This window comes from Aquipluma nitroreducens (assembly GCF_009689585.1).
Lineage (GTDB): Bacteria > Bacteroidota > Bacteroidia > Bacteroidales > Prolixibacteraceae > Aquipluma > Aquipluma nitroreducens.
This window is the reverse complement of sequence record NZ_AP018694.1, coordinates 2,763,437-2,789,842: the sequence shown is the minus strand read 5'-3', so window position 1 is coordinate 2,789,842 and position 26,406 is coordinate 2,763,437. Positions and strand designations below refer to the sequence as shown.

General features: G+C 39.4%; 23 protein-coding genes. 11 read left to right on the top strand and 12 right to left on the bottom strand.

Going from position 1 to position 26,406, the window contains the following annotated elements; genetic code table 11:
• Positions 1-10 precede the first annotated feature (10 nt).
• Positions 11-1,447, bottom strand: coding sequence for an arylsulfatase (locus tag AQPE_RS11815; RefSeq protein WP_318351266.1), 1,437 nt, complete (start codon positions 1,445-1,447; stop codon positions 11-13).
• A gap of 172 nt (positions 1,448-1,619) precedes the next feature.
• Here AQPE_RS11815 and AQPE_RS11810 point away from each other — a divergent pair, with 172 nt between their 5' ends.
• Positions 1,620-2,225: a TetR/AcrR family transcriptional regulator gene (locus tag AQPE_RS11810; protein WP_318351265.1), complete on the top strand. Its 606-nt coding sequence runs from the start codon at positions 1,620-1,622 to the stop codon at positions 2,223-2,225.
• 217 nt (positions 2,226-2,442) lie between these two features.
• Positions 2,443-4,482: an outer membrane beta-barrel protein gene (locus tag AQPE_RS11805; protein WP_318351264.1), complete on the top strand. Its 2,040-nt coding sequence runs from the start codon at positions 2,443-2,445 to the stop codon at positions 4,480-4,482.
• Positions 4,483-4,667: 185 nt separating this feature from the next.
• Here AQPE_RS11805 and AQPE_RS11800 read toward each other — a convergent pair whose 3' ends face one another.
• Complete coding sequence (locus tag AQPE_RS11800) at positions 4,668-6,008, bottom strand: efflux RND transporter periplasmic adaptor subunit (protein WP_318351263.1); 1,341 nt, start codon at positions 6,006-6,008, stop codon at positions 4,668-4,670.
• Between the two features lie 367 nt (positions 6,009-6,375).
• Here AQPE_RS11800 and AQPE_RS11795 point away from each other — a divergent pair, with 367 nt between their 5' ends.
• The 3 genes from AQPE_RS11795 (at position 6,376) to AQPE_RS11785 (ending at position 9,000) form a co-directional block, all read left to right on the top strand.
• On the top strand, positions 6,376-7,923 hold the full coding sequence (locus AQPE_RS11795; RefSeq protein ID WP_318351262.1) for an acyl-CoA dehydrogenase family protein: 1,548 nt from the start codon (positions 6,376-6,378) through the stop codon (positions 7,921-7,923).
• A 151-nt stretch (positions 7,924-8,074) separates the two neighbouring features.
• Positions 8,075-8,320, top strand: coding sequence for a GIY-YIG nuclease family protein (locus AQPE_RS11790; RefSeq protein WP_318351261.1), 246 nt, complete (start codon positions 8,075-8,077; stop codon positions 8,318-8,320).
• 164 nt (positions 8,321-8,484) lie between these two features.
• The gene (locus AQPE_RS11785; protein WP_318351260.1) at positions 8,485-9,000 is read left to right on the top strand and encodes an SPOR domain-containing protein; all 516 of its coding nucleotides are present in this window, start codon (positions 8,485-8,487) and stop codon (positions 8,998-9,000) included.
• Positions 9,001-9,081: 81 nt separating this feature from the next.
• On the opposite strand, the gene AQPE_RS11780 is transcribed toward AQPE_RS11785, so the two are convergent.
• Positions 9,082-10,323, bottom strand: a complete 1,242-nt coding sequence (locus tag AQPE_RS11780; RefSeq protein ID WP_318351259.1) for a PQQ-binding-like beta-propeller repeat protein — start codon at positions 10,321-10,323, stop codon at positions 9,082-9,084.
• A gap of 129 nt (positions 10,324-10,452) precedes the next feature.
• Here AQPE_RS11780 and AQPE_RS11775 point away from each other — a divergent pair, with 129 nt between their 5' ends.
• Positions 10,453-10,806, top strand: coding sequence for a hypothetical protein (locus AQPE_RS11775; RefSeq protein ID WP_318351258.1), 354 nt, complete (start codon positions 10,453-10,455; stop codon positions 10,804-10,806).
• A gap of 51 nt (positions 10,807-10,857) precedes the next feature.
• Here AQPE_RS11775 and AQPE_RS11770 read toward each other — a convergent pair whose 3' ends face one another.
• The 6 genes from AQPE_RS11770 to AQPE_RS11745 all read right to left on the bottom strand — a co-directional run bounded on the left by AQPE_RS11770 (position 10,858) and on the right by AQPE_RS11745 (position 18,215).
• Entirely contained in the window at positions 10,858-12,009 is a 1,152-nt protein-coding gene (locus AQPE_RS11770; protein ID WP_318351257.1) for a methionine aminotransferase, read from the bottom strand.
• A gap of 88 nt (positions 12,010-12,097) precedes the next feature.
• Positions 12,098-12,823, bottom strand: a complete 726-nt coding sequence (recO, locus tag AQPE_RS11765) for a DNA repair protein RecO (RefSeq protein ID WP_318351256.1) — start codon at positions 12,821-12,823, stop codon at positions 12,098-12,100.
• An 11-nt stretch (positions 12,824-12,834) separates the two neighbouring features.
• The gene (gene porZ, locus AQPE_RS11760) at positions 12,835-15,171 is read right to left on the bottom strand and encodes a type IX secretion system anionic LPS delivery protein PorZ (protein WP_318351255.1); all 2,337 of its coding nucleotides are present in this window, start codon (positions 15,169-15,171) and stop codon (positions 12,835-12,837) included.
• Complete coding sequence (locus AQPE_RS11755; protein WP_318351254.1) at positions 15,158-15,751, bottom strand: non-canonical purine NTP diphosphatase; 594 nt, start codon at positions 15,749-15,751, stop codon at positions 15,158-15,160. The genes porZ and AQPE_RS11755 overlap by 14 nt, the downstream gene beginning before the upstream one ends.
• A gap of 151 nt (positions 15,752-15,902) precedes the next feature.
• On the bottom strand, positions 15,903-16,517 hold the full coding sequence (locus AQPE_RS11750; protein WP_318351253.1) for a deoxynucleoside kinase: 615 nt from the start codon (positions 16,515-16,517) through the stop codon (positions 15,903-15,905).
• A 180-nt stretch (positions 16,518-16,697) separates the two neighbouring features.
• The gene (locus AQPE_RS11745) at positions 16,698-18,215 is read right to left on the bottom strand and encodes a GH3 auxin-responsive promoter family protein (protein WP_318351252.1); all 1,518 of its coding nucleotides are present in this window, start codon (positions 18,213-18,215) and stop codon (positions 16,698-16,700) included.
• A gap of 167 nt (positions 18,216-18,382) precedes the next feature.
• On the opposite strand from AQPE_RS11745, the gene AQPE_RS11740 reads away from it, so the two are divergent.
• From AQPE_RS11740 to AQPE_RS11725, 4 genes are all read left to right on the top strand, one after another.
• Positions 18,383-18,931: a CvpA family protein gene (locus AQPE_RS11740; protein ID WP_318351251.1), complete on the top strand. Its 549-nt coding sequence runs from the start codon at positions 18,383-18,385 to the stop codon at positions 18,929-18,931.
• 344 nt (positions 18,932-19,275) lie between these two features.
• Entirely contained in the window at positions 19,276-20,568 is a 1,293-nt protein-coding gene (tyrS, locus tag AQPE_RS11735; protein ID WP_318351250.1) for a tyrosine--tRNA ligase, read from the top strand.
• Positions 20,569-20,646: 78 nt separating this feature from the next.
• Entirely contained in the window at positions 20,647-21,600 is a 954-nt protein-coding gene (locus tag AQPE_RS11730) for a Wzz/FepE/Etk N-terminal domain-containing protein (RefSeq protein ID WP_318351249.1), read from the top strand.
• Between the two features lie 96 nt (positions 21,601-21,696).
• Positions 21,697-23,067, top strand: a complete 1,371-nt coding sequence (locus AQPE_RS11725; RefSeq protein ID WP_318351248.1) for an O-antigen ligase family protein — start codon at positions 21,697-21,699, stop codon at positions 23,065-23,067.
• 52 nt (positions 23,068-23,119) lie between these two features.
• On the opposite strand, the gene efp is transcribed toward AQPE_RS11725, so the two are convergent.
• The 3 genes from efp to tsaB form a co-directional block, all read right to left on the bottom strand.
• Positions 23,120-23,692, bottom strand: coding sequence for an elongation factor P (gene efp, locus AQPE_RS11720; RefSeq protein ID WP_318351247.1), 573 nt, complete (start codon positions 23,690-23,692; stop codon positions 23,120-23,122).
• Between the two features lie 261 nt (positions 23,693-23,953).
• On the bottom strand, positions 23,954-24,694 hold the full coding sequence (locus AQPE_RS11715; RefSeq protein ID WP_318351246.1) for a DUF3108 domain-containing protein: 741 nt from the start codon (positions 24,692-24,694) through the stop codon (positions 23,954-23,956).
• A gap of 86 nt (positions 24,695-24,780) precedes the next feature.
• Positions 24,781-25,491, bottom strand: coding sequence for a tRNA (adenosine(37)-N6)-threonylcarbamoyltransferase complex dimerization subunit type 1 TsaB (gene tsaB, locus AQPE_RS11710; protein WP_318351245.1), 711 nt, complete (start codon positions 25,489-25,491; stop codon positions 24,781-24,783).
• A 162-nt stretch (positions 25,492-25,653) separates the two neighbouring features.
• On the opposite strand from tsaB, the gene AQPE_RS11705 reads away from it, so the two are divergent.
• Complete coding sequence (locus AQPE_RS11705; protein WP_318351244.1) at positions 25,654-26,406, top strand: LytR/AlgR family response regulator transcription factor; 753 nt, start codon at positions 25,654-25,656, stop codon at positions 26,404-26,406.

The window sequence follows — 26,406 nt, the reverse complement described above, 5'->3', positions numbered from 1 at the left end:
AGAGTTCAATCTAATCTTTTGAAACAACATTTTCAGAACCAAAATTGAAAATATCCGAAGGTGTTCTTGAATTCTTCATAATTTGGAGCAATTCCTGCACAATCTTCGGATTTTTTGCTGCAACATTGTGTTCTTCTCCCTGATCAGTTTTCAGGTTGTACAATTCGGTGGTGATTTTTTCAGGAATGGAGACATTGTAGCGAACCAGCTTCCAATCGCCTTTGCGAACGGCTTGGCGGCCATTGTTTTCGTGAAATTCCCAATACATACTTTGGTGAATTTTCTGTCCTGATTTTCCCAAAAGCGTTGGCAGAAATGATATTCCGTCAATCTTGTCCGGAGTTTTGATTCCGACAATATCTGCGATGGTTGGCATCACATCCCAAAAAGCAGAAATAAGATCGCTTTTTGAGCCAGCGGCAATCTTTCCTTGCCAGCTAATAATCATAGGTTCGCGAATGCCACCTTCGTACAAATCGCGCTTGTAACCTTTAAAAGGGCCGTTGCTGTCGAAATATTCAGGGTCGGCACCTCCCTCGATGTGTGGACCATTATCAGATGAAAATACGATGATTGTATTTTTGTCGAGGCCAAGCTCTTTCAACCTGGCAACTATTTCGCCCACTTGCTGATCGAGTAAAGTAATCATAGCTGCAAAAGCTGCATGAACTTCCATTTGGGTTCCATAAGATCCTTTGCGGAAACCTTCCGATCCGGACTCGGCTCCTTTATAGCTCTTTTCAGGTAAAAACTTGCCCCTAAACTCCTTCATGTTTTCTTCCGGAGCAACTAATTCAGCGTGAGGAATGGTTGTAGGATAAAACAGAAAGAAAGGCTTGTCCTTATTCTTTTCAATGAATTGAAGCGCCCGCTGGTGTATCAAAGTCGGGGCATATTCGCCAAATTGATCGCCGGAATTCCCTTCCAGTATAATTTTAGTTTGATTATCCCACAAATGGTCGGGATAATAGTTGTGCGCCAGGCTTTGACAATTGTATCCGTAAAATTCGTCAAATCCTTGTTTGTTCGGATCACCTTCCGACCCAACTGGTCCAAGTCCCCATTTCCCAAAAGCGCCGGTAGTATATCCAGCACCTTTCAACATTTCAGCAAGAGTGAACGACCGATCCGGAAGTGGATATTGTCCTTCAGGCTTCATTGATTTATTGCCTCTGATTGGTGTGTGACCGGTTGTTAATCCAGTCATTAACGACGAGCGCGATGGGGCACAAACAGCACATCCGGCATAGTGCTGTGTAAAGAGCATTCCCTGATTGGCCAGCTTGTCAATGTTTGGTGTTTTGAAATGTTTTTGCCCGTAACAGCTCAAGTCGCCATATCCCATATCATCAGCAAGGATATATACGATATTGGGTTTCGGTTGGGCAGAAATGTTGAATATATTAAATAAGGAGAGTCCCGTTAAGGCAATTAATTGTGATTTCATTTAGTTGGTGTTTTGGTAAGCCAAATTTACGAATCAAATCCAATTGCTAAACTATTCAGGAGAATAACTTTATTCAAAGCTTTTCGACCAACCGGACAATACGGTCCAGTTCCTTGAATAATCAAAAAACAACAACTATCTTAGTGCAACCTAAGTTCAAAATGAGAAAGAGATGGAAAGTAATTCACAAAATTCAGGAAGAGACGAAGTTCGCGAACAGCTGGTTCAGGCTGCGCGACAGGTTTTTGTGCGTTTTGGCTATAAAAAAACGGCTTTGGACGACATTGCAAGGGAAGCACGGAAAGGGAAAAGCACGATATATTACTATTTTAAAAGTAAGGACGATATTTTTAAGGCAGTAATTGATGCCGAAGCTGAAATAAGGGCAAAAACAATTGATGATCAGATCTCAACGATTGACGATCCGCAGCAAAAGTTAAAAACTTACATTTATGTACGGATGCTTACACTGCAAAAGGTAGGGAATTATTACGAAGCGATTAAGAACGATTTACTTGACAACCTTTATTTTGTAAACAGTTTGCGTACAAACCACTTTGATGCTGAAATTAATTTGGTCAAAGAGTTATTGCTTGAAGGTATTGAAAAGGAAGTTTATACCATACAAAACCCGGAACTTACAGCGAAAACCATTGTAACCTTGCTTCAAGGTTTTGAAGTTCCATTAATCCTGAAAAATTTGTCGGATGAGGAGTTGCAGAAATCGGTTGATGAAATGTTGAATATCTTATTCTTCGGAATAGTCGCAAAAAAATAAGAACCAACATAAATATTTTATCCACAGAATGATAATTAAAAAATTCTGTTGACATCTGGAGGTATCCTCAACTTTTTGAACTAGCTTTAACTATTGAGTTTTTTGCTATTTTTTACAATCAACTCAATTTCTAATAGAAATTGCAGGTAAAACAAAAACATCGAAAGTGATGTTTAAAATAAATTGCCAGTACTAAATGACATAAATCATTTTTGTTATGATGACTAATGCAAATTCGAAACAAGGATTAGGAATAATGCATTATTTTAACAATCAGTTCCTAAAAAAATACGTTTGGGGTGTTCTATTTTTTGTTGGTTTTCAATCAAATCTGGTTGCACAAGATACAAAGTTTACCAGATCAGCCTGGTGGTTTGGAGCAGCAACTGGAGCCAATTATAATTTATACCACGGATCATCAATTCAGAATTTAAATTCAACCTTAATTGCTCCGTCAGCCTTTATTGATGGAAATGGTCTTGGTATTTATGCAGCACCACTCATTGAATATCATCCGTCAGATTCGAAAGTTGGATTCATGCTTCAGGCGGGTTATGACAGTAAAAAAGGTTCATTCAATCAGGTAATATCTACCGGCATTTTCACTGAAGACTTATCAACTCATCTTACATATTTTACGATTGAACCAAGCATTCGACTAAATCTCTTTAGGTCAAATTTTTATTTATTTTCCGGACCGCGATTGTCTATTAATATTAATAACAATTTCCAATACGATCTGAGAATTAGTCCGGATCATCCAGAACAAGGTTCCTCATCTTATTCAGCCGGACAATTCAGTGACATAAACAAGACAGTTATATCCATGCAAATAGGTGGCGGATATGATCTATTCCTTACCGCTAAAAACAAAAGATCTCAAGTCATCCTTTCTCCTTTTTTTGCTTTACAGCCATATTTTGGGCAGAAAATCCTTTCATCAGAATCATGGAATATTTCCACTCTCCGGGCAGGTATTGCACTTAAGTTTGGACACGGAATAAAAACTGCATTGCCTGAGAAGATTTTTTTACCTGTTGTTATTTCAACTGAACCGAAAGCATCATATTTAATTACCGAACCGAAAGAAGATGCAGCAGGAAAAAATGTTTCCGAACTACTTTCAGAAAGGAATAATGTGTATTTCAATTTAAGATCTTCTGAGATAAAAGATCCCTTTAGTACATCAGGAAAAAATCAGCTCAAGAATTTCAAAAACAACCTGAACGAAATAAGAATACCCGAAAATCTTGAGAATCCTTCATTTCGAAAAGCGATTCAGGAAGACAATTTTTTAAGCATTTTGGGTGACAACATGACAAAAGATTTGTCCACTCAAATTACACTGGTTGGTTCATCAAAAGATGTTTTAGCTGGCATACAAATGGCTAAATCTGTAAAAATGTTTTTGGTTCGGGTTTATGGGATAAGCGCTTCGAAAATTGCAATTAAAAGTCAGAAAAAATTAAAAATACATAAAACACAATCAGCTAATAAGTTTGAACTTGCTGTCATCCGGCAAGTCGATCGACAGGTTTTAGTTCAAACCACATCAAAAGCATTGGCCTTAAAATTCCAGGTTGGCCAGAATAATACTAGGTTGTCGCCCTTAAAAATATATGATGTACCTGAAATTAACAAAGAGGGAGTAGTTAGTTTTACAACAAAAGGATCCGATCAGTTATTCTCTTCGTGGTCTTTGAAAATTGCAGAAGATAAAACTAAAGTGCGAAGTTTTGGACCGTTCACAAATGACTCGGTAAGTATTCCAAAGAACTATTTATTGGGAGGTAAACCTGCCGGCAAATTCGATATTTCCATGATTGGCCAATTAAAAAGTGGTCAGATTATGAGGAAAGATACAACAGCTTATCTTACTGCATGGCCGGTGTTCATAACCGATAAAATAAAGCGATTCAGCGTTTTGTATGAATTAAACAACTCGGAATCGGTCAAAACATTAAGCCAGTATTTAAGAACTGTTGTTACGCCGGAAATTCCTTCAGGAGCAATGGTAGTGATACATGGCCATTCTGAAAGTGCCAATTTGGGGAATAATCAACTCAAATCATTTTTAGCCCGTGAAAACAACATACAGGGACTCATAGAACATGAGTTATTACTAGCCAATAGAAGAGATGTTGAATTTCAGGTTTTTGACTTTGGTCTGGATCAAACGATAGCCCCTTTTGAAAAAAAGACTCAGAAAATTGACTTTTTAAACCGAACAATCATAATTGATATCCTAAAGCCTTAGGGTTGGATTCGGAAAATAGAATATATCTTAGATTAAGTGCAATCCCGTATATAGTTCGGCAACGAAATCAAAAAAGTAATGAAGGAAAAAACCTGCCAATTAAGTATTGCAGCAGTCAAAAGTATAAGACCGATTAGGTTTTGCCGATTGGTTTCACAGCAAACAACTGTCAATCAATACAACTCTTATTTTTTCGCTTTAAACAACTCTTTTTCGTCTACTTTCTTTACTTCAGCGCTATCGTTAAGCAATTTGTTAATTGCATTAAACGGAGCGACAACAATTTCATCGCCAGCTTTCAGGCCTTCCAGAATTTCGATGTTTTCACTATCCTGAATCCCGGTTTTCACAGCTTGTTTCTTTACTTTCCCATCTTTGTAAATAAAAACAACCTCAACCTTTTCGTCTTCCGGGGCTTTTTTCTCCTGAGTTGTAACAGCTTCATTTTCAGTCTCAGGTTTCTCTACATTATCCTTTTTATCCTCAGGTTTGGTATTGTTCTTTAACGAACGGGTAGTTACAGCCTGAATTGGAACAGAAATTACATTTTTTCTTGTCTCGGTTTGAATGTCAACAGTGGCCGACATTCCCGGGCGGAAAGGATATATTTTACCTCCAACAGAATCGACCAAATCTTTATACGATTCTTCGAGCAGAAGTATTTTTACACTGAAATTGGTAACCTGATCGGTTGACCCACCAGTAGTGTTTGCTGAATTGGCAATTTCAGTAACCAACCCTTTGAACTTACGCCCCAGATAGGCGTCAACTTCAACCAATGCTGTGTCGTTTAAGTTAACCCTGACAATATCATTTTCATTCACATCAACTTTTACTTCCATCAGGTGCAGGTTGGCAATAACCATGGTTTCGGTGCCGGCATACATATTGGTTCCTACTACACGTTCGCCCTTTTCAACATTCAGACGTGCTACTGTGCCATCCATAGGTGCATAAATTTTGGTCTTCACCAATTGTTCCTGTGCTTCAGCAACCGAAGCTTCGGCCGATCTCACAGCAAACTGGGCAGCTTTGACTTCAGATTGGGCAACTTTAAACGAAGCTTGAGCGGTCTCAAAATCAGATACCGGAATGGCATCTTGTTTAAAAAGTGAGCTGGCACGTTTAAAGGCCATGTCGCTTTCAATTTGACGTGCATCGGCCTGCGCCAGACGTGCCTGAGACGAACTCAAACTGGCTTGTGCCCTGTTGTAGGCCTGAATGTACATATCGGGTTTAATAACCATTAATAACTGACCCTTCTTTACTTCATTTCCCTCCTGAATATTCATCTCTATAATTTCTCCGGAAACATCGGGACTAATCTTCACCTCGGTTTCAGGCTGAACCTTTCCATTTGCAGTAATTAATTCGGTAATGGTTTTGCTTTCAACGGTTTTCGTGGAAACGCTGATCTGAAAGTCTTTTCCAAACCAACCAGCTTTTTTCCCAACAACCAACACAATAACTAGAATTACTACCAATGCAATGCTGTATGGTAAAAATTTCTTCGATTTCTTCTTCATTTTTATTCGATTTTGAAATATATGTATGGGTTCACTTTTTAAAATTACAACATTTCTGAAACCAAAATTTCATAATGATGATTAAAATCCAAAAAGCAGCTCTAAAATTCCTGTTTCGATGTTATTTTGAGATTTTGGATGCCGAATAAGATCGGGTAAATGCATTTAAAAAACACAAAAGAAATTACAATTGCGAACGATTAAAATTAATTCAAAGCCCTGATTTTTATTGATTTTCCCTAAATGATCCATTCCAAATAGAACTTTCATCCCAATTAGATGTTATCCTTATTCTGCGGATTGTAAATTTTCAGTTTATTATCTACGCTGTCGTGATAATTTTAAATAACAAATACGTCTAAATTTAATGAATCATCAAATTTTAACTGTTGAAGCGCCAACACTCGCACAAAACAACAAGAACATCCCATTCGAGTCATTCCTGAATAATCTGAAAGCCAAAATGAAACTTGTATTTCATGTTCGTGCAGATGTTGATCAGATGGCTGTTAAGCGCGGAATGCCACCATTCGTGATGCGCGAGATTATGAGTTTAAATCCCCTTTCGGTTGGTATTCCTTCCGAATTTGGTGGTCGTGGATGCCACATGGAAGAAAACATTGCTTTGTTGGCTGCAGCTTCCTACGAATCGTTGGCTCTTTCACTAACATTTGGTATAAATTCAGCTCTTTTCCTTCAACCAGTAGGAAAATACGCGCAACAAGAGGCAAAAGCTCCGATTTTTGAACGTTTCCTAAAACAACAAAATATGGGGGGGTTAATGATTACCGAACCTGATTTTGGAAGCGACGCCCTAAGTATGCAAACGTCGTTTACCGAAAAGGATGGGAAATACCATATCCAAGGGAAAAAGCATTGGGCAGGATTAACCGGTTGGGCCGAATATTGGCTGCTGACAGCCCGCGAACGTAGTCAATCGGGTGATTTGAAACGTGATATCGATTTCTTTATTTGCGACGTAAACAGCCCCGAACAACAGATTGTAGTTGAGGAGTTTTATGAAAACTTAGGGTTGTACCAGATACCTTACGGACGAAACCGGATTGATGTTGAGATTCCGAAACTTCAGAAACTAGTACCCGAAACTACTGGTGTGAAAATGATGCTTGACCTGTTACACCGAAGCCGCATGCAATTCCCGGGAATGGCCATGGGTTTTATCCAACGGTTACTCGACGAATCAATCGCGCATATTAATCAAAGGCAAATCGGAGGCAAAACGCTTTTTACCTATGATCAGGTTCAGCAGCGTTTGTCCAAACTACAGGCCTCATACACCATTTGTTCGGCAATGTGTGCCAACAGCAGTGAAAAAGCAGGAGTCGAAAATGATCTTTCTCCGCATGGTTTTGAAGCAAATTCAGTAAAAAGTGTAGTTACTGACCTGATGCAGGAGGCTGCCCAATCGGCCACTCAGCTGGTTGGAGCGCAGGCATACAAACTAAACCATATCGCCGGAAGAGGAATCACCGATAGTCGGCCATTCCAAATTTTTGAAGGTTCGAATGACATTTTGTATGCCCAGATTACGGAAAGTCTGGTGAAAATGATGAAAAAGACCAAGGAAAGCAATCTGTTTCAGTTTCTGAAAAGCTTTAACTTAACCTCGAAATCGGCATTATTCCTCAAAGATATGCTTGATTTTGAGTTGGACACCAATCTTCCACAACGAAAAATGGTTGAATTGGGTCAGGTGCTGGGTCGGATCGTTTCGTTCGAAATGGTCATCAATCTGGGTGAAAAAGGATTCCGTAGTGAGTTGATTGAAAACGGATTAGCCATGCTTAATCAGGAAATTATTTCGTTGATGAGCAGCTTTAAGCATCAGAACCAGACCAAACTTATTGAAGATTACCAGGACAATAGTTCATGGTTGAATTTCGTTCATGTATAAAGGGTTGTCGAAATCTCTCATTTTATGAATACCAGAATTGATTAGCAGTAAAGCGTTAAAGCAAGCACGTTTTTTCTAATTTTGCATTGACTCTTGTTTCGAGAGTTGAAGGCTGTTAAACGTTTTTAAGTTCAATCAATAAATAGTTAGAATGAAGTATTTCTCTTACGTCATATACTCACAAGAGTCCGGAACATTTTATCACGGCTATTTCGAAGATCTTGAAAAAGTTCTTGAAATGCACAATGCCGATGAGATCGCTCCGACAAAAGGGAAGGGTCCGTGGGTACTTATGTTTTCGGAGAGCTATGACAATCGGATGCGGGCGATCAGGCAAGCCAGTTTTTACCGATCGGTTAAAGGGCAACGATTCCTAAAGAAGATGCTAAATTTTTAATTGGGTATTTGCTTCTTTTAAGTTCCGGCACAGTTGACGTATTGATGTTTAGTTCTATTCGTTAACAAATGGTTGTTAATAAATAATTCGTTGACTTACATCGTTTTGATAAATCTGTGTTTCATCTTTAGTAATTTTGTAATCAACTTTAATCCAATAATACCATGAAAAGAATAATCTTAGTTGCATTTACCTTGGCCCTACTTACAAGCGGATGTAAAGTGTTCAAATCATCGAAAAAAAGTCAGGCTCCGCAAACAGAAACTTCAGCAGAAACCAAAGTGTTTTCAGTACCAGCACCTAAAAGCACGGTTCGTGAGAATCCAGTATCGGATACCATGTATGAAACTGCCGATAAAGCAACAACTGGAACATCAACCGCAAAACCAGTTTCAATGCGCAGCGAAAGTTTCACAATGACTTCAGAAGATCAGGCAACATATGGCAATAAAAAATATAATGTAATTGTCGGAAGCTTTAGTAGCAATGAGAATGCCGGAAAATTTAAACAGGAGCTGATACAACAAGGATTTAAACCGTATATCCTTCACAGCGAAACTGGCTACTACCGCCTATGCGTCGATTCGTTCAATGACGAAGCTGCTGCCAGAAGTCGTGTTCAGAATATCAGGACTCAATATCCAAAATATGCTGACAGTTGGTTGCTGATTAAGAAATAAGAAACTGATATAAAAGTTAAAAAGAAAGCGGCTGAACTCCATGGAATTCAGCCGCTTTCTTTATGTAGCTATTTTCTAAGATCAGTTTTTGATGTCGTAAACCATCAACGCTTCGTTATGCCGGATGTAAAGGTTGCCGTCGGCAATCACCGGATGTGCCCAATGTTGGGCTGTTCCAAGCGGAATTTTAAACTTGGTGATAATGTTGAATTGTTCTGAGTTGCCGCTGGCTAATGCCATTTCTCCATCTTTTTCGGCATAACAATAGAACAATCCATCAGCATAAATTACAGGTCCTCCGCCCAATTCTTTGGCGATGTATTTGGTTAGACCGGTTTGAGTGTCGATGCAAAACCATTTGGGTTGCAGGTAAGCTCCACCATATACAAAGCCATCTTTCAGGATAAAGCCGCCCATCAGATTAATGAATTCCTTGTTTCGCCATACAATCTCTGCTTGTTTACCGTCAGGCGAAAGCTGAAGCATTACCAATCCTGAACTGTCTTTTCGCGATGCACTTGAAATCAATAGTTTTCCATCGAAATAAACCGGTGTGTTGGCATGGATCTTATTGTCCTGGAACTGGTGAACACGCCATTGCATTTCGCCGTTATCAGCATTTAAACCGATGATTGAGGTAGAAGTCAGGTTGACAAGCAAGCGATGTCCGTTGTGATTGATTAAAATTGGAGAACAATAGGTCGCTTTTTCGCGAAATGCAGGACTCGACCAGATCATTTTACCTGTAAAGCGATTTAATGCTATCATATTGTTTTCCTTTCCGCCTGGTGTACAATACAATTTATCCCCATCGATCAGTATTGATTCTGAAAACCCAAACTGAACCGAATCAGCCTGAAAATCTTTAAAAAAGTCAACGTTCCATAGCTCTTCTCCGTTGTCAGCTTTCAAACAATGCACCGATCCGTTTCCACTTTCAATGTAAACCAGATTGTCAACAACAGTAGGCGTGGAGCGTGCTCCGGGGAAAATGCCAGTCCAGTCTTTGCCGTAACTTTTCTTCCAGAGTAACTTGCCTTTGGTGTCGAATGCAAACAGAAAACCTTCCGAAGTAAGTGTATCGGGAATACCGGTGACAAAGACTTTCTCTTTTGAAACAGCGACGCTGCCTTGCCCGGTTCCGAGTTCCTGAAACGACCAGAGCATTTTGGGTCCTTCAGCAGGCCATTGCTTCAGTAAATTGGTTTCTGGATAGATTCCGTCACGATTTGGCCCGCGCCATTGTGATTGAGCCGATGAAGTTAGCGTTGCTAAAATTATTGACAGCAAGCAAACTAAGAATACTAATCTCTTCAAGTTCATTTCTTCCGGTTTAAAATTTATATAAATGTGTAGCGACAATCGTTTATTCATTACGAAAAATCAATGAATAACTGTAAAAATTAGGTGTACAGCATACAACGGCTTACCTTTAGAGCAAAGGAATCAGATATGAATACTAAGCTTGAAGATTATTACCTCAGGCATCCGGAACCTTTTCAGGGATGTTTGCTGGCGTTGAAACTCCTCATTCTGAAAGTGGATAACCGTATCACTCATGAGCGAAAATACCAGATTCCGTTTTTTTGTTTCGAGGGGAAGAAGCTGGCATTTCTGTGGGTAAACCGTAAAAAGCTGATGTTGGGTTTTGTTACTGATAAAAGTATAATTCCTCACACCGTAGGGACAAAGCACAAAGACCGGCTTGAAATGATTCAGCTTGATCCGAATGCAGACCTGCCAGTGGAAATGATTATCGCAAAATTAAGGGAACAAATACGGACATACGAAATCACTCAGCAATAAACAGATTGCGACGAATCATTTTAAAATTTCAGTATTTCTGTTTGGAAAACTCTATTTCAAGGATGGCACCATCCGTAATCTTTCGGCAGCTTTTTCGAGAGTTTCGTTGTTCTTGGCAAAGCAGATCCGAACCAGTTTTAGTTTGTTTTTTTCGTGCAGAAAAGCAGAGACCGGAATTACACCAACGCCATATTCACTGGCCAATCGAAATGTGAAATCAACATCCGATTCATCAGAAATGGCAGAATAATCAAGAACTTCAAAATAACTTCCCTGCGAAGGAATAATTTTGAAGAGGCTATCGCCCATCAAACGGTTAAAATAATTGCGTTTACCTTGGTACAATTCAGAAATATCCTTCTTTGAATCTTCTGTCCGCAGATATTCTGAAAGAGCATATTGGAGAGGTGTATTGACATTGTAAATCTGGAACTGCTGAATTCTCCGGAATTCGTTCATTAATTTTTCAGGAGCAAGTATGTAGGCAAGTCCCCAGCCGTTAATGTTAAAAACCGGGCCAAACGATGAAACCACAAAACTACGGTTCGCTAGTTTTTCAAATTTGGAAACACTCTGGTGCGTATTGTTATCGAAAACAATTGATTCAAAAACCTCGTCGCTTAATATGGTGATGTTTGTTCCATTAGTTAGATGCTGTAGCTGAATAAGATCAGACTCGGTTAACACAGCTCCTGTCGGATTGTGAGGCGAGTTCAGAATGATCATCCGGGTTTTCGACGTAATCATTTTACGCACTTCTTCCCAGTCGATGTGGAAATTTGGTTGCTTCAGGGCTACATAAACCGGGCGGCCTCCATTAAGTGAAATAGCCGGCGCATATGACTCGTATGCAGGTTCAAAAAGAATAACTTCATCTTCGTCTTTTACTGAAGTGCTAATGGCAGTCATTATCGCCTGAATGGGTCCTGCGGTAATGGTTATTTCAGTTTCCGGATTGTAGAAATGGTTGTACATGCCCTGCACCCTTTCGGAAATAACTTCGCGCAATTCGCTAATCCCTTCGTGTGGAGCAAAATTGTTATATCCTGATCGAATGTACATTGCAGCCATGTCGGCTAATTTTTCAGGACAAGGGAAATCTGTTTTGCCTAAAGACAAATCAATAGCCCCGGTTTCAGTAACCAGTTTATTGACCGTAGAGAATATACTTCCTTTAATATTTAGCGATTTCGATAGAGCCATGTTTCAACTTATTGGAGCACAAAGTTAAGAAAATATACATTTCTCGTCTATTGACGACATCAGGTAATCGCATTATTTTAATATTAAATCATTTTAAAACTTCCTTCAGTACCTCTAACGACTTAAACTCGCCCAGATTGCCCAAATGAATATGATAAAATTCCAACAACTTTTCGAGCACCAATCTTCTTTCGTGCTGAGTGTAGTCTAAGTTTTCAATCGACGACGAATCAATAGTAAACAGGCGCGTAAAAAGAACTGTTAAATGCTTGTCGGTAAACTGACTGTGCAACGGTTCATGGCTCACAAATCGCGCCGTTTGCAAATCAAAAAAGTTACATCTTTCGGCATCTTCACGACTTGGACTGAAACCTAAAAAACGAGTCAGTTTAAAAAGAAACCAGATGTGAAAATTACTTATTCCGGCCTCGGTAAGGTCGAGTAAAGTCAGCGAGTGGTATAGAAAATCGAATAGTTCAATATTTGTTTCTTCTTCACGCAGACATTTATACAAAACTTCCGCCAGAAAAAGAACCTGAGTGCTTTTCCGGATGTCGAACGGTATTGTAGAATAGGGATAAGTTATCCGGGCATTTTTTATCCGGTGGATTTCCCGGCCTGCTTTATAATAGATTTCGAGATCGAGTAAATAAAGGGGCTGAAATACGGCTGCTCTAACTGTCGAATTTTTGCCGTGAACGCCGTTTATTATAAACGATTGCCGGCCATAGTGTTCAGTATATATGCTCGCTATCAGGCTGGTTTCTGAGTATTTAACTGCATGCAGAAAGATCCCACGTGTTTTTTCGATCACAGCAAGGTGTGTTAATGAATGAACATGAGTTTAGTGATCTTGGTCTTTTCACCAAGGGCATCCGATAAAAAGACTAAATAAATGCCTGTTTTGCACCTATTCCCATTGAGGTTTTTTCCATCCCAAATTGCCTGCCCTCCTAACGAAGTTGTTTTGTAAACCAAATCGCCGCTAATGTCAGTAATTTTCACATCAGTTTCATCAACAAGACCTTTTATAACAATTGGGCCATCGTAGGTTTCGCGCACCGGATTGGGGTAAACATACACATCGCTGAATTCGTCGTTACCGGCTGTAGCTTCGCCCATGTATGAAATAAGTCCGGAAACAGTGCCAATAAATACTTCGCCAGTGGTCTGATTAATTGCAATGTCGTTGATTTGATTGTTTAGCAGCGGACTATTTTCTGATGTAAAATGCTCAAGTTCGGTTGCGCCATCAGCCGAAATCAGGAATACTCCCGACGATTTCGTGCCAAACCACTTTCGGTTTGCCCCGTCAACTGCAATTGCTGTAATTGTTTCCTTTTCGAGCAAAGGGTGAAAAAGGGTATCGTGCTGATTTAAACCGGGACGTGTGGCATACATAAACTCATCTTTCCAGATTTTTTCAGGATTGCTGTACACTGCAACTCCTCCAGAAGTCCCCAACCACAATTCGCCATTTTGGTCCAATGCCATCGAATAGAGTTCACCCATCTCTGTTTTATATTCGCCTTCCTGGTTTCTAAACAGAGCGACTACTTTCTGCGCTTTCGACACGCTGTTGGTGCTGTTTAAGGCATATAACCCATATCCACGCGAAACCATTATCCATTTGTCATCTTTTGGGGTGACAACCACTTTCGATATGTACGGATTATTGGCAATACCGTTTAATTCGTACGACTTCCATGTTCCGTCAGTCTGAAAAGACGAAAGCACATTCGCAACTCCACTATTGGTTACCCACAGATTACCCTTGGAATCAAAAGCCATTCCGCCAATACGAACATATGGATCGTTGGGTGCGTTTGGCAGTTGGGTTTGAAGTGTGCTGTTCGTGTTATCGTATCGTTTTTTAAATTTTCCGGCTTCAAATTCGAGTACTCCCCCACCCCACGAACCGGCAAAAAAATGATCGGGATCTTTCGGATCGGCAGTTACGCAAACCACATCCCTGAAGTCGTTCGGGGTTGAAAAAACTTTACTGTTGAAAACCGACCATTTCCCTTCACGGTTGAGCTGAAATTGAGGCAAATTAAATAAGTTATTCCAGTCCGATTTTCTTCCTCCGGATGCGATCCAAAGATCTTGGCCATTCATTGCGAGTGAAAATATTTCATTGTCCGAAGGGCTTTCAGGAACAATTCGTTCGCTTTGTGAACCCATTTTGATCAAGCCAAAATTTTGATCGGCAATCCACAACACATTTTGTGCGTCCAAGCTGGCACATAGTGGCTCAATGACTGGTTCTTCAGATCCTGAAAAAATATATTTCTGGACATGCATCATCTTTTCAAGTTTATTGTCATATACAACAACCTGGTTTCGACTTGAGATAACAATATAGTTTCCGGTGGTGGATATATCACGTGCATATCGGATTTCTGGCAAAAATGATGTCCATACATTCCCATCCAGCTGGTACATTTCGTCGCTGTACCACTCGTCTGGGGTATAGTTTGCAATAATTTTCCCATTGAACAATTCAATGGCATTGAATTTTTTATCAGGATGCGGAATGTTGGTTTGCCTCACCCAATTGTTGTAATTCTGAAGGTTTGGTTCCGTAACACTTGCTTTGTAAATGCCATTAATTGTTGCGGCATAAAAATTGGTTCCATCCGAAGCCAAATCCAGAACATTGAGATAGTCTCCTCCATTTCCAATGAAGTAAGTATCTTTAATTTCTTTTCGTTCAAGGTTAATAACCACAATTCCGAACCCACAGGATATATAAGCAAGTTTTCCGGCGAACATGATATTATTAATGGTCTTATCGGCTGACAATTGTTTACGCTTAATATCAGACAGATTAAAAATGGTGTTGCCAATTAGCAGATCGATGTTGGCATTCTGGTAAGCAATAAGCAGCACATCATTTTCTTTGCTGTAGGCTAGTCGTTGAACTCCAACATCCGAAAGGCCATTAATTCCCGACATTTTGCGGATGCTGTTATCGGTCTTGTTGTATGAAAATAATCCGCCTTTTGTAACACAATACACTTTATCCCCGGCATCAGCTACGTTTTTGGCGCTGGCATACGATTGATAATCGGTCCACTCGCCAATAGCCGACTGTGAAAATGCGGTGTGACCGGTGATGAAAAATAATGCAATGAATAACAGGTATTTATATGGTTTCATTCTGATTTGAATGGGTTAAATACTCAACTAATTTTTGAACGGCACGTCCCCGATGACTGATTTTGCTTTTTTCTTCCATTGTCATTTCTGCAAAACTGAGATGCGATTCTTCGGGTTGAAAGATTGGGTCGTAGCCAAAACCCGTTTTCCCTCTTTTCTCCAAAAGAATCTGGCCGTTTACGATTCCTTCAAACTGGATTTCTTTCCCGTCGATTACCAACGAAATGACTGTTTTAAAACGTGCTTTTCTGTTTTTTATTTCAGATAACTTATGCAAAACCAGGTCCATATTTTTCTCCGGACTTTTTTCTTCTCCGGCATACCGGGCCGAATAAACTCCGGGGGCACCATTTAAAGCTTCAATTTCAAGACCAGTATCGTCGGCAAAGCAATTCAATCCGTAATTCTTCCAGATGTAAAACGATTTTTCAGCAGCATTTCCCTCTATGGTGTCCTGATTTTCAGGAATGTCGACATTGCAGTTGATGTCGGTCAAACTGAGTAATTCGATTGAATCGCCCAGCAATTGTTTTATTTCCTGAAGTTTATTTGAGTTGTTGGTGGCAAAAACAAGTTTCATGATACAAAAAGAGCTAAGATTATACGGAATCCCGAAGAGTAAATTAGAACGAAAATTTAGTTTTAATAAATAAGCCTTCAATTTCAGGAAAGATATTCGGCTATTTCCATAATTGAAGGCTTATTCTGTTTCCCTGAAAGGATTTTAGCAATTAAAAAAGTCCATGAATTTGGGCGTCAATTCGATCAATTACACCACTTAAATCTTCCGGATTATTCTGAAAATCGATGCGATCAACGTCAACAATCAGCAGTTTGCCAGCTTTATAACGGTTTACCCACGCTTCGTAACGTTCGTTCAGTTGCTTCAGATAGTCGATTCGGATTGAACTCTCATAATCCCGTCCCCGCTTTTGAATCTGATTGACCAGAGTTGGCACCGACGCCCGGAGGTAAATCAGCAAATCGGGAGCCTGAACAAGTTTGTTCATCATCTGGAACAGGGAATGGTAATTGTTAAAATCGCGGGTGGTCATCAACCCCATGGCATGAAGATTCGGCGCAAAAATTTCGGCATCTTCGTAAATCGTTCGATCCTGAATAACCGTTTTGGTTGAACTTCGGATATCAACAACCTGCTTAAACCTGCTATTAAGAAAGTAAATCTGAAGATTGAACGACCAGCGTTGCATATCTTCATAAAAGTCATTCAGGTATGGATTTTCATCTACATCTTCGAAATGTGGGCTCCATTTATAGTGTTTCGCTAATAATTCTGTGAGCGTAGTCTTTCCGGCACCAATGTTTCCAGCTAAAGCAATATGCATTTGATTTATACTTTAAAATTTGAACTAAAATACGAAATAAAATCAAGGCAAAAGGTAATGGCAAATAATTAAGTTTTCATTTTTGGCAATACCTGTCCTAAAGAATGGTTGAGGAAAAAGTCATAAGTCATTCGGAAAGCGCTAATTTCTTTTTCCTAATGACTTATGACTATTTCTTAGTTAAAGTGATTGGTTTAATTCAATTAACTGATCGAGGTATTGCCTGTCGTTTGCCAGTCGTGGAATTTTATTCTGACCTCCTGCTTTGCCTCTACTTTTCATCCACTCGTAAAACAATCCGGGTTTTGCCACAATCACATGAGGCATTTCGAGGCTAAGGCTTTTGTGCCGTTTGGCTTCGTAATCAGAATTGATTGTTTTTAAAGCTCCATCGAACAGTTGAATAAAATGATCCAGATCGTTGGGCTTTTTTTCGAATTCGATAATCCATTCGTGTGCTCCTTTTTGGTGGTCTTTCATATAGATTGGACCGCCGGTATATTCGGAGATAATGGCACTGGTTCGTTCGCAGGCAATTTGAAATGCTTTTTCGGCATTGTCGATAATTACTTCTTCGCCAAATGCGTTGATATAGTGTTTGGTACGACCGGTTATGACAAATTTAAACGGATATCTTTGGGTAAACCGCACCGTGTCGCCAATCAGGTAACGCCAAAGTCCGCCGTTGGTCGAAATGACCATGGCATAGTTTTTACCAATTTCAACATCTTCAAGAGAGATGGTATTCAAACTATCGGCACGGAATTCATCCATCGGTATAAACTCGTAGTAAATACCATAATCGAGCATGAGCAGCATGTCTTTTTTATCCGGATCGTCCTGAATTCCAAAAAATCCTTCAGAAGCATTGTAGGTTTCCATGTAGTGCATGTTGGCACTTGGAATTAACTTTTCGTACTGTTCACGATAAGGTTCAAACTTAACCCCTCCGTGTGTAAAAACTTCCAGATTGGGCCACACTTCCAGAATGTTGCTTTTGCCGGTAACCTCCAAAACCCGTTTCAGCAAAACCAGGTACCATGATGGAACTCCGGCGAACGAAGTAACATTTTCGTCAAGTGAGTATTCGATAATTTTTTCGATCTTCTCTTCAAATTCTTCGAGTAGCGAAATTTCAGTCGATGGAGTTCTGTAAAAGTCAGTCCAGAAAGGAATATTTTCGATAATGATTGCCGAAAGGTCGCCGTAATAACTGTTATTGTTGTAATTATTAACCTTGTGACTTCCGCCCAAAGTAAGGGCTTTCCCTGATAGCAATCCGGAATCGGGATTGTTCTTCAGGTAAATGGCCATAACGTCGCGGCCACCCCGGATGTGGACATCTTCTAAAGAATCTTTGCTGACTGGAATGAACTTGCTTTTTTCGTTTGTTGTGCCCGACGATTTGGCAAACCATTTGGTTTCGCCCGGCCACAACAAGTTTTTCTCGCCAAGCATCATCCGCTCAACCGTAGGTTTGATATCATCATAACCCTGAACCGGAACCCGTTCCCGAAATTCTTTTTCGGAACTAATGGTTTTAAATTTATATTTTAATCCAAATTCGGTGTTCGCGGCCTTTTCCAGAAGCTCAAAAAGCACTTCGCGCTGCACTTCGTGCGGATGCTTTTTAAAAAGCTCAATCTGGTATATTCGCTTAAAATTGACCCAATTAATGATTGAATTGATTACTGGCATGAAAATCGTTTTTCGGTGCGGTCAAATTTATTAAAAATTCTGACTTTTGTTTGTAGAAACATCGGTTCACATGCGAAGTCAAAAAGAGAAGGAGTCTGAGTTTGGTGATCCCGAATCTTATTTTTCTTACTTTTACATCAGTATTCACAAAGCCAATACCCACATTTATGAACTACATTGATCTTGTCCTCGGGATTATTCTGATTATTGCTGCTATACAGGGTTTTAGAAAAGGTTTTATTATTGAAGCGGCCTCTTTAGCTGCACTTATTCTGGGTATTTGGGGAGCGATCAAATTCTCGGACTGGACTGCCGGATATATTTCAAAAACGTTTAATTATCATTCCGATTCGCTTGGTATCATTGCTTTTCTGTTGACTTTTATTGGTATCGTAGTGTTGGTTCACCTCCTGGGGAAAATACTTGACAATACGATAAAAGCTGTCGCCCTTGGGTTCCTGAACCGACTGGCCGGGATTATTTTTGGAGTACTGAAAGTTGCAGTTATCCTGAGTATTCTTTTGCTGTTGTTCGATTCGGTTGATGAGAATGTACACATCCTTCCGACGAAACAAAAAGCTGAATCAAAAATCTATTCTCCCATGAAACAGTTGGTCCCCACTTTATTCCCGTTCATCAAACTGTGGGATTCCAGCGATAAAAGCAGCCCTGATCATAAGAGTAATGCTCAAAAGTCTGAATCGAGAACAACTTAGCGTTTTCTGGAGGTTAAGTTGATTAGGGATAAGTCATGAGGCTGTATCAAAAGTCATTGACCCAGTCATCCTGAACTTGTTTCAGGATCCTAAAGCATTGTATATTAGATCCCGAAATAAATTCGGGATGACCCGATCAGCGAGCATTTTGACTTTTGATACAGCCTCTTTCTACGAATCCTCATTTTATTCCTGGTTGTATCCGTGTTAAACATCGATTTTATATCTTTGGGCGAATTTTTATTGACTGAAAAGTCAGTGGAATTTCAAGTTTTCGAAGCCGAATGGCTTGAAACCGATAAATATCCAGCAATCTCGAAAATTAATTTACAAGAATAAGCACAATGAATTTTGTTGACGAATTACAATGGAGAGGCATGATCCACGATATGATGCCTGGCACAAAAGAACAACTCGATAAAGAATTAACTTCAGCATATGTGGGCATTGACCCAACAGCTGATTCACTGCACATTGGACATTTGGTAGGCGTGATGATGCTGAAACACTTTCAGATTGCAGGGCACAAACCAATTGCATTGGTTGGCGGCGCCACCGGAATGATTGGCGATCCATCGGGAAAATCGCAGGAACGTAATTTATTGGACGAACCTACCCTGCGCCACAATCAGGAGTGCATCAAAAAGCAACTTGCCAGATTCCTCGACTTCGAATCGGATGCCCCCAATGCTGCCGAAATGGTGAATAATTATGACTGGATGAAAGACTTTAGCTTCCTGAATTTTATTCGCGACATTGGAAAACACATCACCGTAAATTACATGATGTCGAAAGATTCAGTAAAAAAACGATTGGATTCGGACAGTGGCGCCGGAATGTCGTTTACTGAATTTACATACCAGTTGGTCCAGGGAACTGATTTCCTGCACCTGTATCAGGAAAAAAACACCAAGTTGCAGATGGGTGGATCAGACCAATGGGGAAACATTACGACCGGAACTGAGCTTATCCGCCGGAAAACCGGAGGTGAAGCATTTGCTTTAACTTGTCCATTGATTAAGAAGGCTGATGGAACCAAGTTTGGGAAAACGGAATCAGGTAATGTTTGGCTCGACCGCAAATTGACTTCACCATACAAATTCTACCAGTTCTGGTTGAATACGTCCGATGAGGATGCTGAACGATACATCAAGATTTTTACGCTGCTTTCGAAAGAAGACGTTGCCGAGTTGACTCTAAAACATGCAGAAGCTCCACATTTACGCTTGTTGCAGAAACGTTTGGCCGAGGAAGTTACGGTTATGGTTCATTCGCGCGAAGATTACGATTTGGCGGTTGAAGCTTCCCAAATCCTTTTCGGACAGGGAACTGCCGAATTGCTCAATAAGCTGGATGAAGAAACTTTCCTTTCTGTTTTTGATGGAGTTCCGCAGTTTAAACTTTCAGCAAAAGAACTTGGCGAAGGCATTAAAGTAGTCGATCTTTTGGCTGAAAAAGCAATGGTTTTTCCTTCGAAAGGCGAATTGCGCAGGACTATTCAGGGTGGTGGGTTAAGTATAAATAAGGATAAAGTTACGGATGCTGAACTTCTTATAAATAGCGGATTTCTGATTGGTGGAAAGTACATTCTTATTCAGAAAGGGAAGAAAAATTATTTCCTGCTGATCGCTGAATAGGTTTCGGCAGTTATTTCAGGTTTACAAAATACTAAACGCACAAATGTTTCGTTAAAACATCGACCAAAATACGTTTCTATGGCAAACTTTTTCGACAATCAGCATCTACTTGGAATCCTTTGGAAATGGAAGAAACATTTGATTATTGTGGGTATTCTCGCAATCGCCTTTTCAACCCTGTTTTCTTCCTCACTATTCATAAAGCCGAAGTTTAAATCTACGGCCCGCATTTATCCCAGCTTTAACATTTACACTTACAGCGATGAATCGGAAAGTGAACAACTGCTTGAGATCTCTAATTCTCAGGATATTAAATTTAAAGTGATCGATGCGTTTAATCTTGCCGATGTGTACGGAATTAGTAAGCAAGACCCGCTTTATCGTACATACATGCTGGCTGAATTCAACGACAATGTCGGGTTTAAAAAAACTGAATATGAGACTGTTGAGATTTCAGTTTTGGATACTGATCCCCAAAGGGCATGTTTGATGTGCGATTCCATTGTCTCTTTTGTGAATGAAAAGATAAACTCATTGCATCGTGTTAAATTCGAGGAAGTTGTTCGCAGTACTGGAAGTGGCTTAAAAAAAGTAAATCATGAGATTGATTCTCTTGAAGAAAAGCTGAATTTTTTAAGAGGGAAATACAAGTTATTGGACTATGAATCGCAGGCTGAACAAATAACCAAAGGGATGGTAAAAGTACTGTCTGAAGGCAAAAAGAATACGGCAGGAGGTAAAGAACTTGAGCAGTGGATGAACAATTTGCAGGAAAAGGGAGGTGAATATAATCTTTTAACAAAAGCACAGGAAAATTGTATTTTCGAAAGAGATTCCATCAAAATGGTTTACGATCGGTCACTTGGTTATGTGAAGAATAAACTGGTTTATGGACATATGGTTCAGAGCCCTGTTCCTGCAGACAAGAAATCATATCCTGTCAGGTGGTTAATTATTTTGGCTTCTACTTTTGCTGCACTATTTGTCGCGATGCTTGCGATCTTGGTTCTTGAAAATCAGAAAAACGACTAAACGGTGTATCAGGCCCGGATAAAAATCACTCTTTTTTACTTGATTTCAGCACTGTTTATTTTGCTGAATACATTTTTCTTGGTAAAGAAGCATTCGATGATTATCAATGCCTTACCAATGGCATTTACCATTGTTTTACTTGCCGTTTTTGCTTTGGACAAGCTTCTGTATCTGGTCGTATTTTTCACACCACTTTCGCTGCCGCTTTCTGAATTAGTACATGGGTTAGGATTTAACATGTTTCTGCCAACAGAACCTTTATTGTTTGGGATATTGCTCATTTTTATCTTGAAATGTTTTGCTGACAGAAAGTTTGATCGAGACATTCTAACACATCCAATTTCACTCGCTATTTATTTTAGTTTATTCTGGATGTTGGTCACTAGTTTGACAAGTACGATGCCTTTGGTTTCGTTGAAATTTTTGTTGACACGGATCTGGTTTATCGTAGGATTTTACCTGCTTACTGCCAAACTTTTTGAATCAGGCAAGAATATCGAGAAATACATATGGCTGTATATCATGTCATTAATGCTTGTCATATTCTATTCAACCTACCGTCATCTGGGATACGGACTTTGGGACAAGCAGGCAGCTCATTTTGTGATGGATCCTTTTTACAACGACCATACAGCTTATGGAGCAGCCATTGCGATGTATCTGCCGTTTTTGTTTGGATTTTCTTTTACTAAAGTGTATTCGCCCTGGGTTCGGTGGTTTGTTCGAATCAGTTTGGGGATTTTGATGATGGGGCTTATTCTTTCATACGCCAGAGCTGCTTGGCTGAGTATGTTTGCAGTACTGATCGTCTGGATAATTATGCGCCTGAAAATCAGGTTTAAGAACCTGTTTATTACCTTCATTATATCAGCCTCGTTGATTTTGGTGTTTCAACACCCGATATTGATGTATCTCGAACGAAACAATACCGAATCTTCAGCTAATCTGGCAGATCATCTTTCGTCGATGTCGAATATTTCGTCCGATGCCTCCAATCTGGAACGTCTAAATCGCTGGAGTTGTGCCATCCGGATGTTCGAGGATAAACCAATTTTTGGTTATGGGCCAGGAACTTATATGTTTCAATATGCGCCCTATCAATTGACTAAGGACAGGACAATTATCAGTACGAATTCAGCAAACGGTGGGAATGCACACAGTGAATATCTGGGGCCGATGGCTGAATCGGGAATTTTAGGTCCTGTTTCTGTGCTTATATTATTCGTATTGGTTATTTATTCCGGCATTCATGCTTATTCCCGAACAAACGACAAACGGTTAAAAACCTTAGTTATGGGTGCTTTGTTAGGGCTAATAACTTATTACATCCACGGTACAATGAATAATTTTCTGGATACCGATAAGCTTTCGGTTCCGTTTTGGGGATTCACTGCAATCATTGTAGCGATTGATATTCACACCCAAAAAGTTTCTCAGGCCGAAGCTTTAGCTGAAAAACAGAGCTAAAAAAAATGGCCTGCCGCAGCAAGCCATCTCCTGAATGTTTAATACCAATCAGTTATTTCTTTACACGTTCATAGTACGAACGGTCGCGTGTGTCAATTTTAATGATATCGCCTTCGTTGATAAACATGGGAACCATAATTTCGGCTCCTGTTTCAATAGTGGCAGGTTTTAATGCATTTGAACTTGCAGTATTTCCCTTTTCACCAGCAATGGTTGAGGTAATAGCCATTTCTACGAATGGAGGTAATTCAACCGTTAATGGAGTTTCGGTATCTGCATGGACATTGATTTCCACAATTTGTCCTTCTTTCATCAAATCAGCATTTTCGATCAACTCTGCAGCTATAGAAATTTGTTCAAAAGTTTCAGCATGCATGAAATTGAAACCGGTTTCGTCCTGATACAAGTACTGGTAAGGACGACGTTCAACCCGTACAACATCAATTCTTACTCCCGAACTAAATGTGTTTTCAATGGTTCTTCCTGTTTTAAGGTTCTTGAGTTTCGTTCTGACGAAAGCCGGACCTTTCCCTGGTTTAACGTGTTGAAACGATACAATTTGGAACAACTGCTCGTTGTATTCAATAGTTAACCCGTTTTTAATATCTGCAGTAGTAATAGCCATATAAAATGTTTAGAATAATTTCAAATCGGGTGCAAAAATAAAGAAATATTGCTGATTCAGAATTTTTCTCCTGATTTTTTCAAATATTTCATTCAAAGATGGGTTAATTAATTATTTGATTAATTGATTGTTCGGTTGCAAATCCAATGGTCTGACGGAGAATCTAGGTGCCAATAAGGAATAATTGTATAATGTATTTACATTTTATTTGAAGCAATCGTAGGTAAAAATTCCGTTGTGGCGTCGGTTACTGCCAACGTTCTATTCTTTTACCATTTGATTCACTCCATTGATTTTATATGAATTCAACTCACATTTGAGTGCCCCGAGTACAAGTTCAAATTCAGCATAAATTGGAAGCCGGTTTGCATCTTTGGTAATGTATATCTTCAGTTCGTTCGATCCTTTCAGGAGTTTTCCCTTCGGAACCTTTGGAGAAACCACGTAGCATTCCTTCCTGCCAATTTTTGTGTCAATGGTTTCAATGCCAATGTACGCTAATTCCATCATAAACAAATCGTCGCCATGATATACCGGAATCTTGATGCTTTTCCCGGCGAGTAAGTCTTCGAAATATTGATTTTGCCTGATGTAAAAGAAAACACTAACCAGATCATTAACGTTCGCTGGTACTTTTTTTCGACCTGATTTTTGACTGAAAAGCGAATCATTCACATGATCGTAGGTAACTTCGTCATAAAACCGGTATTTCTGTTCCTTCACATTGCGCACCGATTTGACAGGAAGGTAAGTTTCAGGATCGACCCAACTTTCGTAAATATCGTTTACCTCATAAATTTTATCAACCAGCCCAGTTGTTCTTCCCCTCATTCGGTAATGAATGGCTGATTTTTTATTTATTTTCTCATTTTCAGCAATTAAGGTTGCCTTTCCACCTTTAATAAATCCAAACCGAAGAATGTATTCCATTTCCTCCAAAGGCTCTGCATTTAATCGGATGACGAACGCAAACAACAAAAAGAAAATCAAAGTAATTTTCATATGCCTATAATTTGTTTTTCAATTGCCCTATGGAACTCGCCAACTAGTCATCCTCGTGTGTGAGTAAGTATTACTCATGGCTCGTTTCATCCCAGCATATTTTTTTTCGATACTGTCGTTATAAAATCTTTAAGATAAAATGGTTCGAAATAAGCAACGTCTTCAAATTGATTTTTGTTGTATGCTTGCCAGGCTAATTCGGTCATATGTCGGGCGGAAGCTTTAATATTTGGTAAAAATATTGCGTTTGGCGATTTGATAACCTTCCCGCATTTTTCCGAACCATTACCAAAGAAAACAACCTGCTTGTTGCTTAGTTCAATAGAGAGAAATGAGTCATCAATTATATCGGCCGAAATTGGTTTCAATACAGCGCCACTTTCATCCAAAAGCATTGAAAAAACCTCCATTCGCCTGGCATCAATCATGGGACAAAATAAGGTAAGTTTATCATCAGGAATTCCAAATTCCTTCTTGTTTAATGCAACATGCTTTGCCATGGCCTCAAGTGTACCTATGGCAATAAGTGGTATGTTTCCGGCGTAACAAATTCCTTTTGCAGTTGAAACACCTATGCGCAGACCGGTATACGATCCCGGACCTTTACTTACCGTCACTGCACTTAATTCATTAGGTTTTAGGTTATTCCTGGATAATAGATTTTCGGCAAAAACAGTAACTAAACGTGCATGATTTTGTCCCTCATCGGATTCAATGAAATCGATAAGGAGTCCATCTTTTAGAAGCGAAACGCTACAAACCTCTGTCGAGGTTTCAATAATAAGAATTAAGGCCATGATTGAATAAATTTGAGAACAAAATTAGAGATATTAATAGACGAATTGTTGATTTGGATAAAAGAAATCTGAATTGATTGAATACCTAAAAAAAATAAACCTTTAAAGTTTTAAGTTCGATCATTTGTACTATTTTTAAAAATTCAAATGAAGGGTATTTAAATGTATCATACTGTAATAATTGACGACGATCCATTGGCCAGACGAGGACTTAGGCGCATTCTTGAACAAAACTTTCAGGAGATTGAAATTACAGGAGAAGCCGATTCTGTTGCAACTGGTATTTCGCTGATTAATGAAATGGAACCCGATTTGGTATTTTTGGATATTGAAATGCCTGATGGAACTGGATTCAGCCTTCTCGAAGGGCTTGCCAGAATTAATTTTAAATTGGTCTTCACCACTTCGTACAGCGATTATGCAATAACTGCGTTTAAGTATTCGGCATTCGATTATTTGGTAAAGCCAGTATTGATTGAAAATGTTCGGTCAACCATTAACCGCATTAATGATATCCCTGTACTACACGAAAAGCAACGGGTTGAGGTTTTAAAAAAGAACTTAATACATGGCTCTGATGCTGATCAGACAATTGCCTTGCCTGAGATTAACGGATTCACTATTGTAAAAGTCAATGACATTCTCCGATGTGAAGGAGAGCGTAACTATTCACGAATTTTCTTTCATAATGGAACCTCAGTATTGGTGAGTCGCACCTTACTTGACTTTGATAACTTATTGGTATCGCACGGTTTCTTTCGAATTCATCGCTCACATTTGATTAGTTTGAAGAATGTTAACCGGTATCTGAAATCAGATGGTGGAGTGATCGAAATGAATGATAAAACTCAATTGCCGGTTTCTCCTAAGTTTAAGGATGAACTTCTGAACCGGCTGTTATACAATCGGATATAA

Bases quoted from the DNA above. Each gene is read 5' to 3' on its own strand.
- AQPE_RS11770 (WP_318351257.1), bottom strand. From the start codon at position 12,009: ATGGCTCTATCGAAATCGCTAAATATTAAAGGAAGTATATTCTCTACG.
- AQPE_RS11790 (WP_318351261.1), top strand. From the start codon at position 8,075: ATGAAGTATTTCTCTTACGTCATATACTCACAAGAGTCCGGAACATTT.
- tsaB (WP_318351245.1), bottom strand. From the start codon at position 25,491: ATGGCCTTAATTCTTATTATTGAAACCTCGACAGAGGTTTGTAGCGTT.
- AQPE_RS11740 (WP_318351251.1), top strand. From the start codon at position 18,383: ATGAACTACATTGATCTTGTCCTCGGGATTATTCTGATTATTGCTGCT.
- AQPE_RS11815 (WP_318351266.1), bottom strand. From the start codon at position 1,447: ATGAAATCACAATTAATTGCCTTAACGGGACTCTCCTTATTTAATATA.
- AQPE_RS11715 (WP_318351246.1), bottom strand. From the start codon at position 24,694: ATGAAAATTACTTTGATTTTCTTTTTGTTGTTTGCGTTCGTCATCCGA.
- tyrS (WP_318351250.1), top strand. From the start codon at position 19,276: ATGAATTTTGTTGACGAATTACAATGGAGAGGCATGATCCACGATATG.
- AQPE_RS11795 (WP_318351262.1), top strand. From the start codon at position 6,376: ATGAATCATCAAATTTTAACTGTTGAAGCGCCAACACTCGCACAAAAC.
- AQPE_RS11725 (WP_318351248.1), top strand. From the start codon at position 21,697: ATGATTATCAATGCCTTACCAATGGCATTTACCATTGTTTTACTTGCC.
- efp (WP_318351247.1), bottom strand. From the start codon at position 23,692: ATGGCTATTACTACTGCAGATATTAAAAACGGGTTAACTATTGAATAC.
- AQPE_RS11755 (WP_318351254.1), bottom strand. From the start codon at position 15,751: ATGAAACTTGTTTTTGCCACCAACAACTCAAATAAACTTCAGGAAATA.
- AQPE_RS11745 (WP_318351252.1), bottom strand. From the start codon at position 18,215: ATGCCAGTAATCAATTCAATCATTAATTGGGTCAATTTTAAGCGAATA.
- AQPE_RS11750 (WP_318351253.1), bottom strand. From the start codon at position 16,517: ATGCATATTGCTTTAGCTGGAAACATTGGTGCCGGAAAGACTACGCTC.
- AQPE_RS11785 (WP_318351260.1), top strand. From the start codon at position 8,485: ATGAAAAGAATAATCTTAGTTGCATTTACCTTGGCCCTACTTACAAGC.
- AQPE_RS11775 (WP_318351258.1), top strand. From the start codon at position 10,453: ATGAATACTAAGCTTGAAGATTATTACCTCAGGCATCCGGAACCTTTT.
- AQPE_RS11805 (WP_318351264.1), top strand. From the start codon at position 2,443: ATGATGACTAATGCAAATTCGAAACAAGGATTAGGAATAATGCATTAT.
- AQPE_RS11705 (WP_318351244.1), top strand. From the start codon at position 25,654: ATGTATCATACTGTAATAATTGACGACGATCCATTGGCCAGACGAGGA.
- AQPE_RS11780 (WP_318351259.1), bottom strand. From the start codon at position 10,323: ATGAACTTGAAGAGATTAGTATTCTTAGTTTGCTTGCTGTCAATAATT.
- porZ (WP_318351255.1), bottom strand. From the start codon at position 15,171: ATGAAACCATATAAATACCTGTTATTCATTGCATTATTTTTCATCACC.
- AQPE_RS11730 (WP_318351249.1), top strand. From the start codon at position 20,647: ATGGCAAACTTTTTCGACAATCAGCATCTACTTGGAATCCTTTGGAAA.
- AQPE_RS11800 (WP_318351263.1), bottom strand. From the start codon at position 6,008: ATGAAGAAGAAATCGAAGAAATTTTTACCATACAGCATTGCATTGGTA.
- AQPE_RS11810 (WP_318351265.1), top strand. From the start codon at position 1,620: ATGGAAAGTAATTCACAAAATTCAGGAAGAGACGAAGTTCGCGAACAG.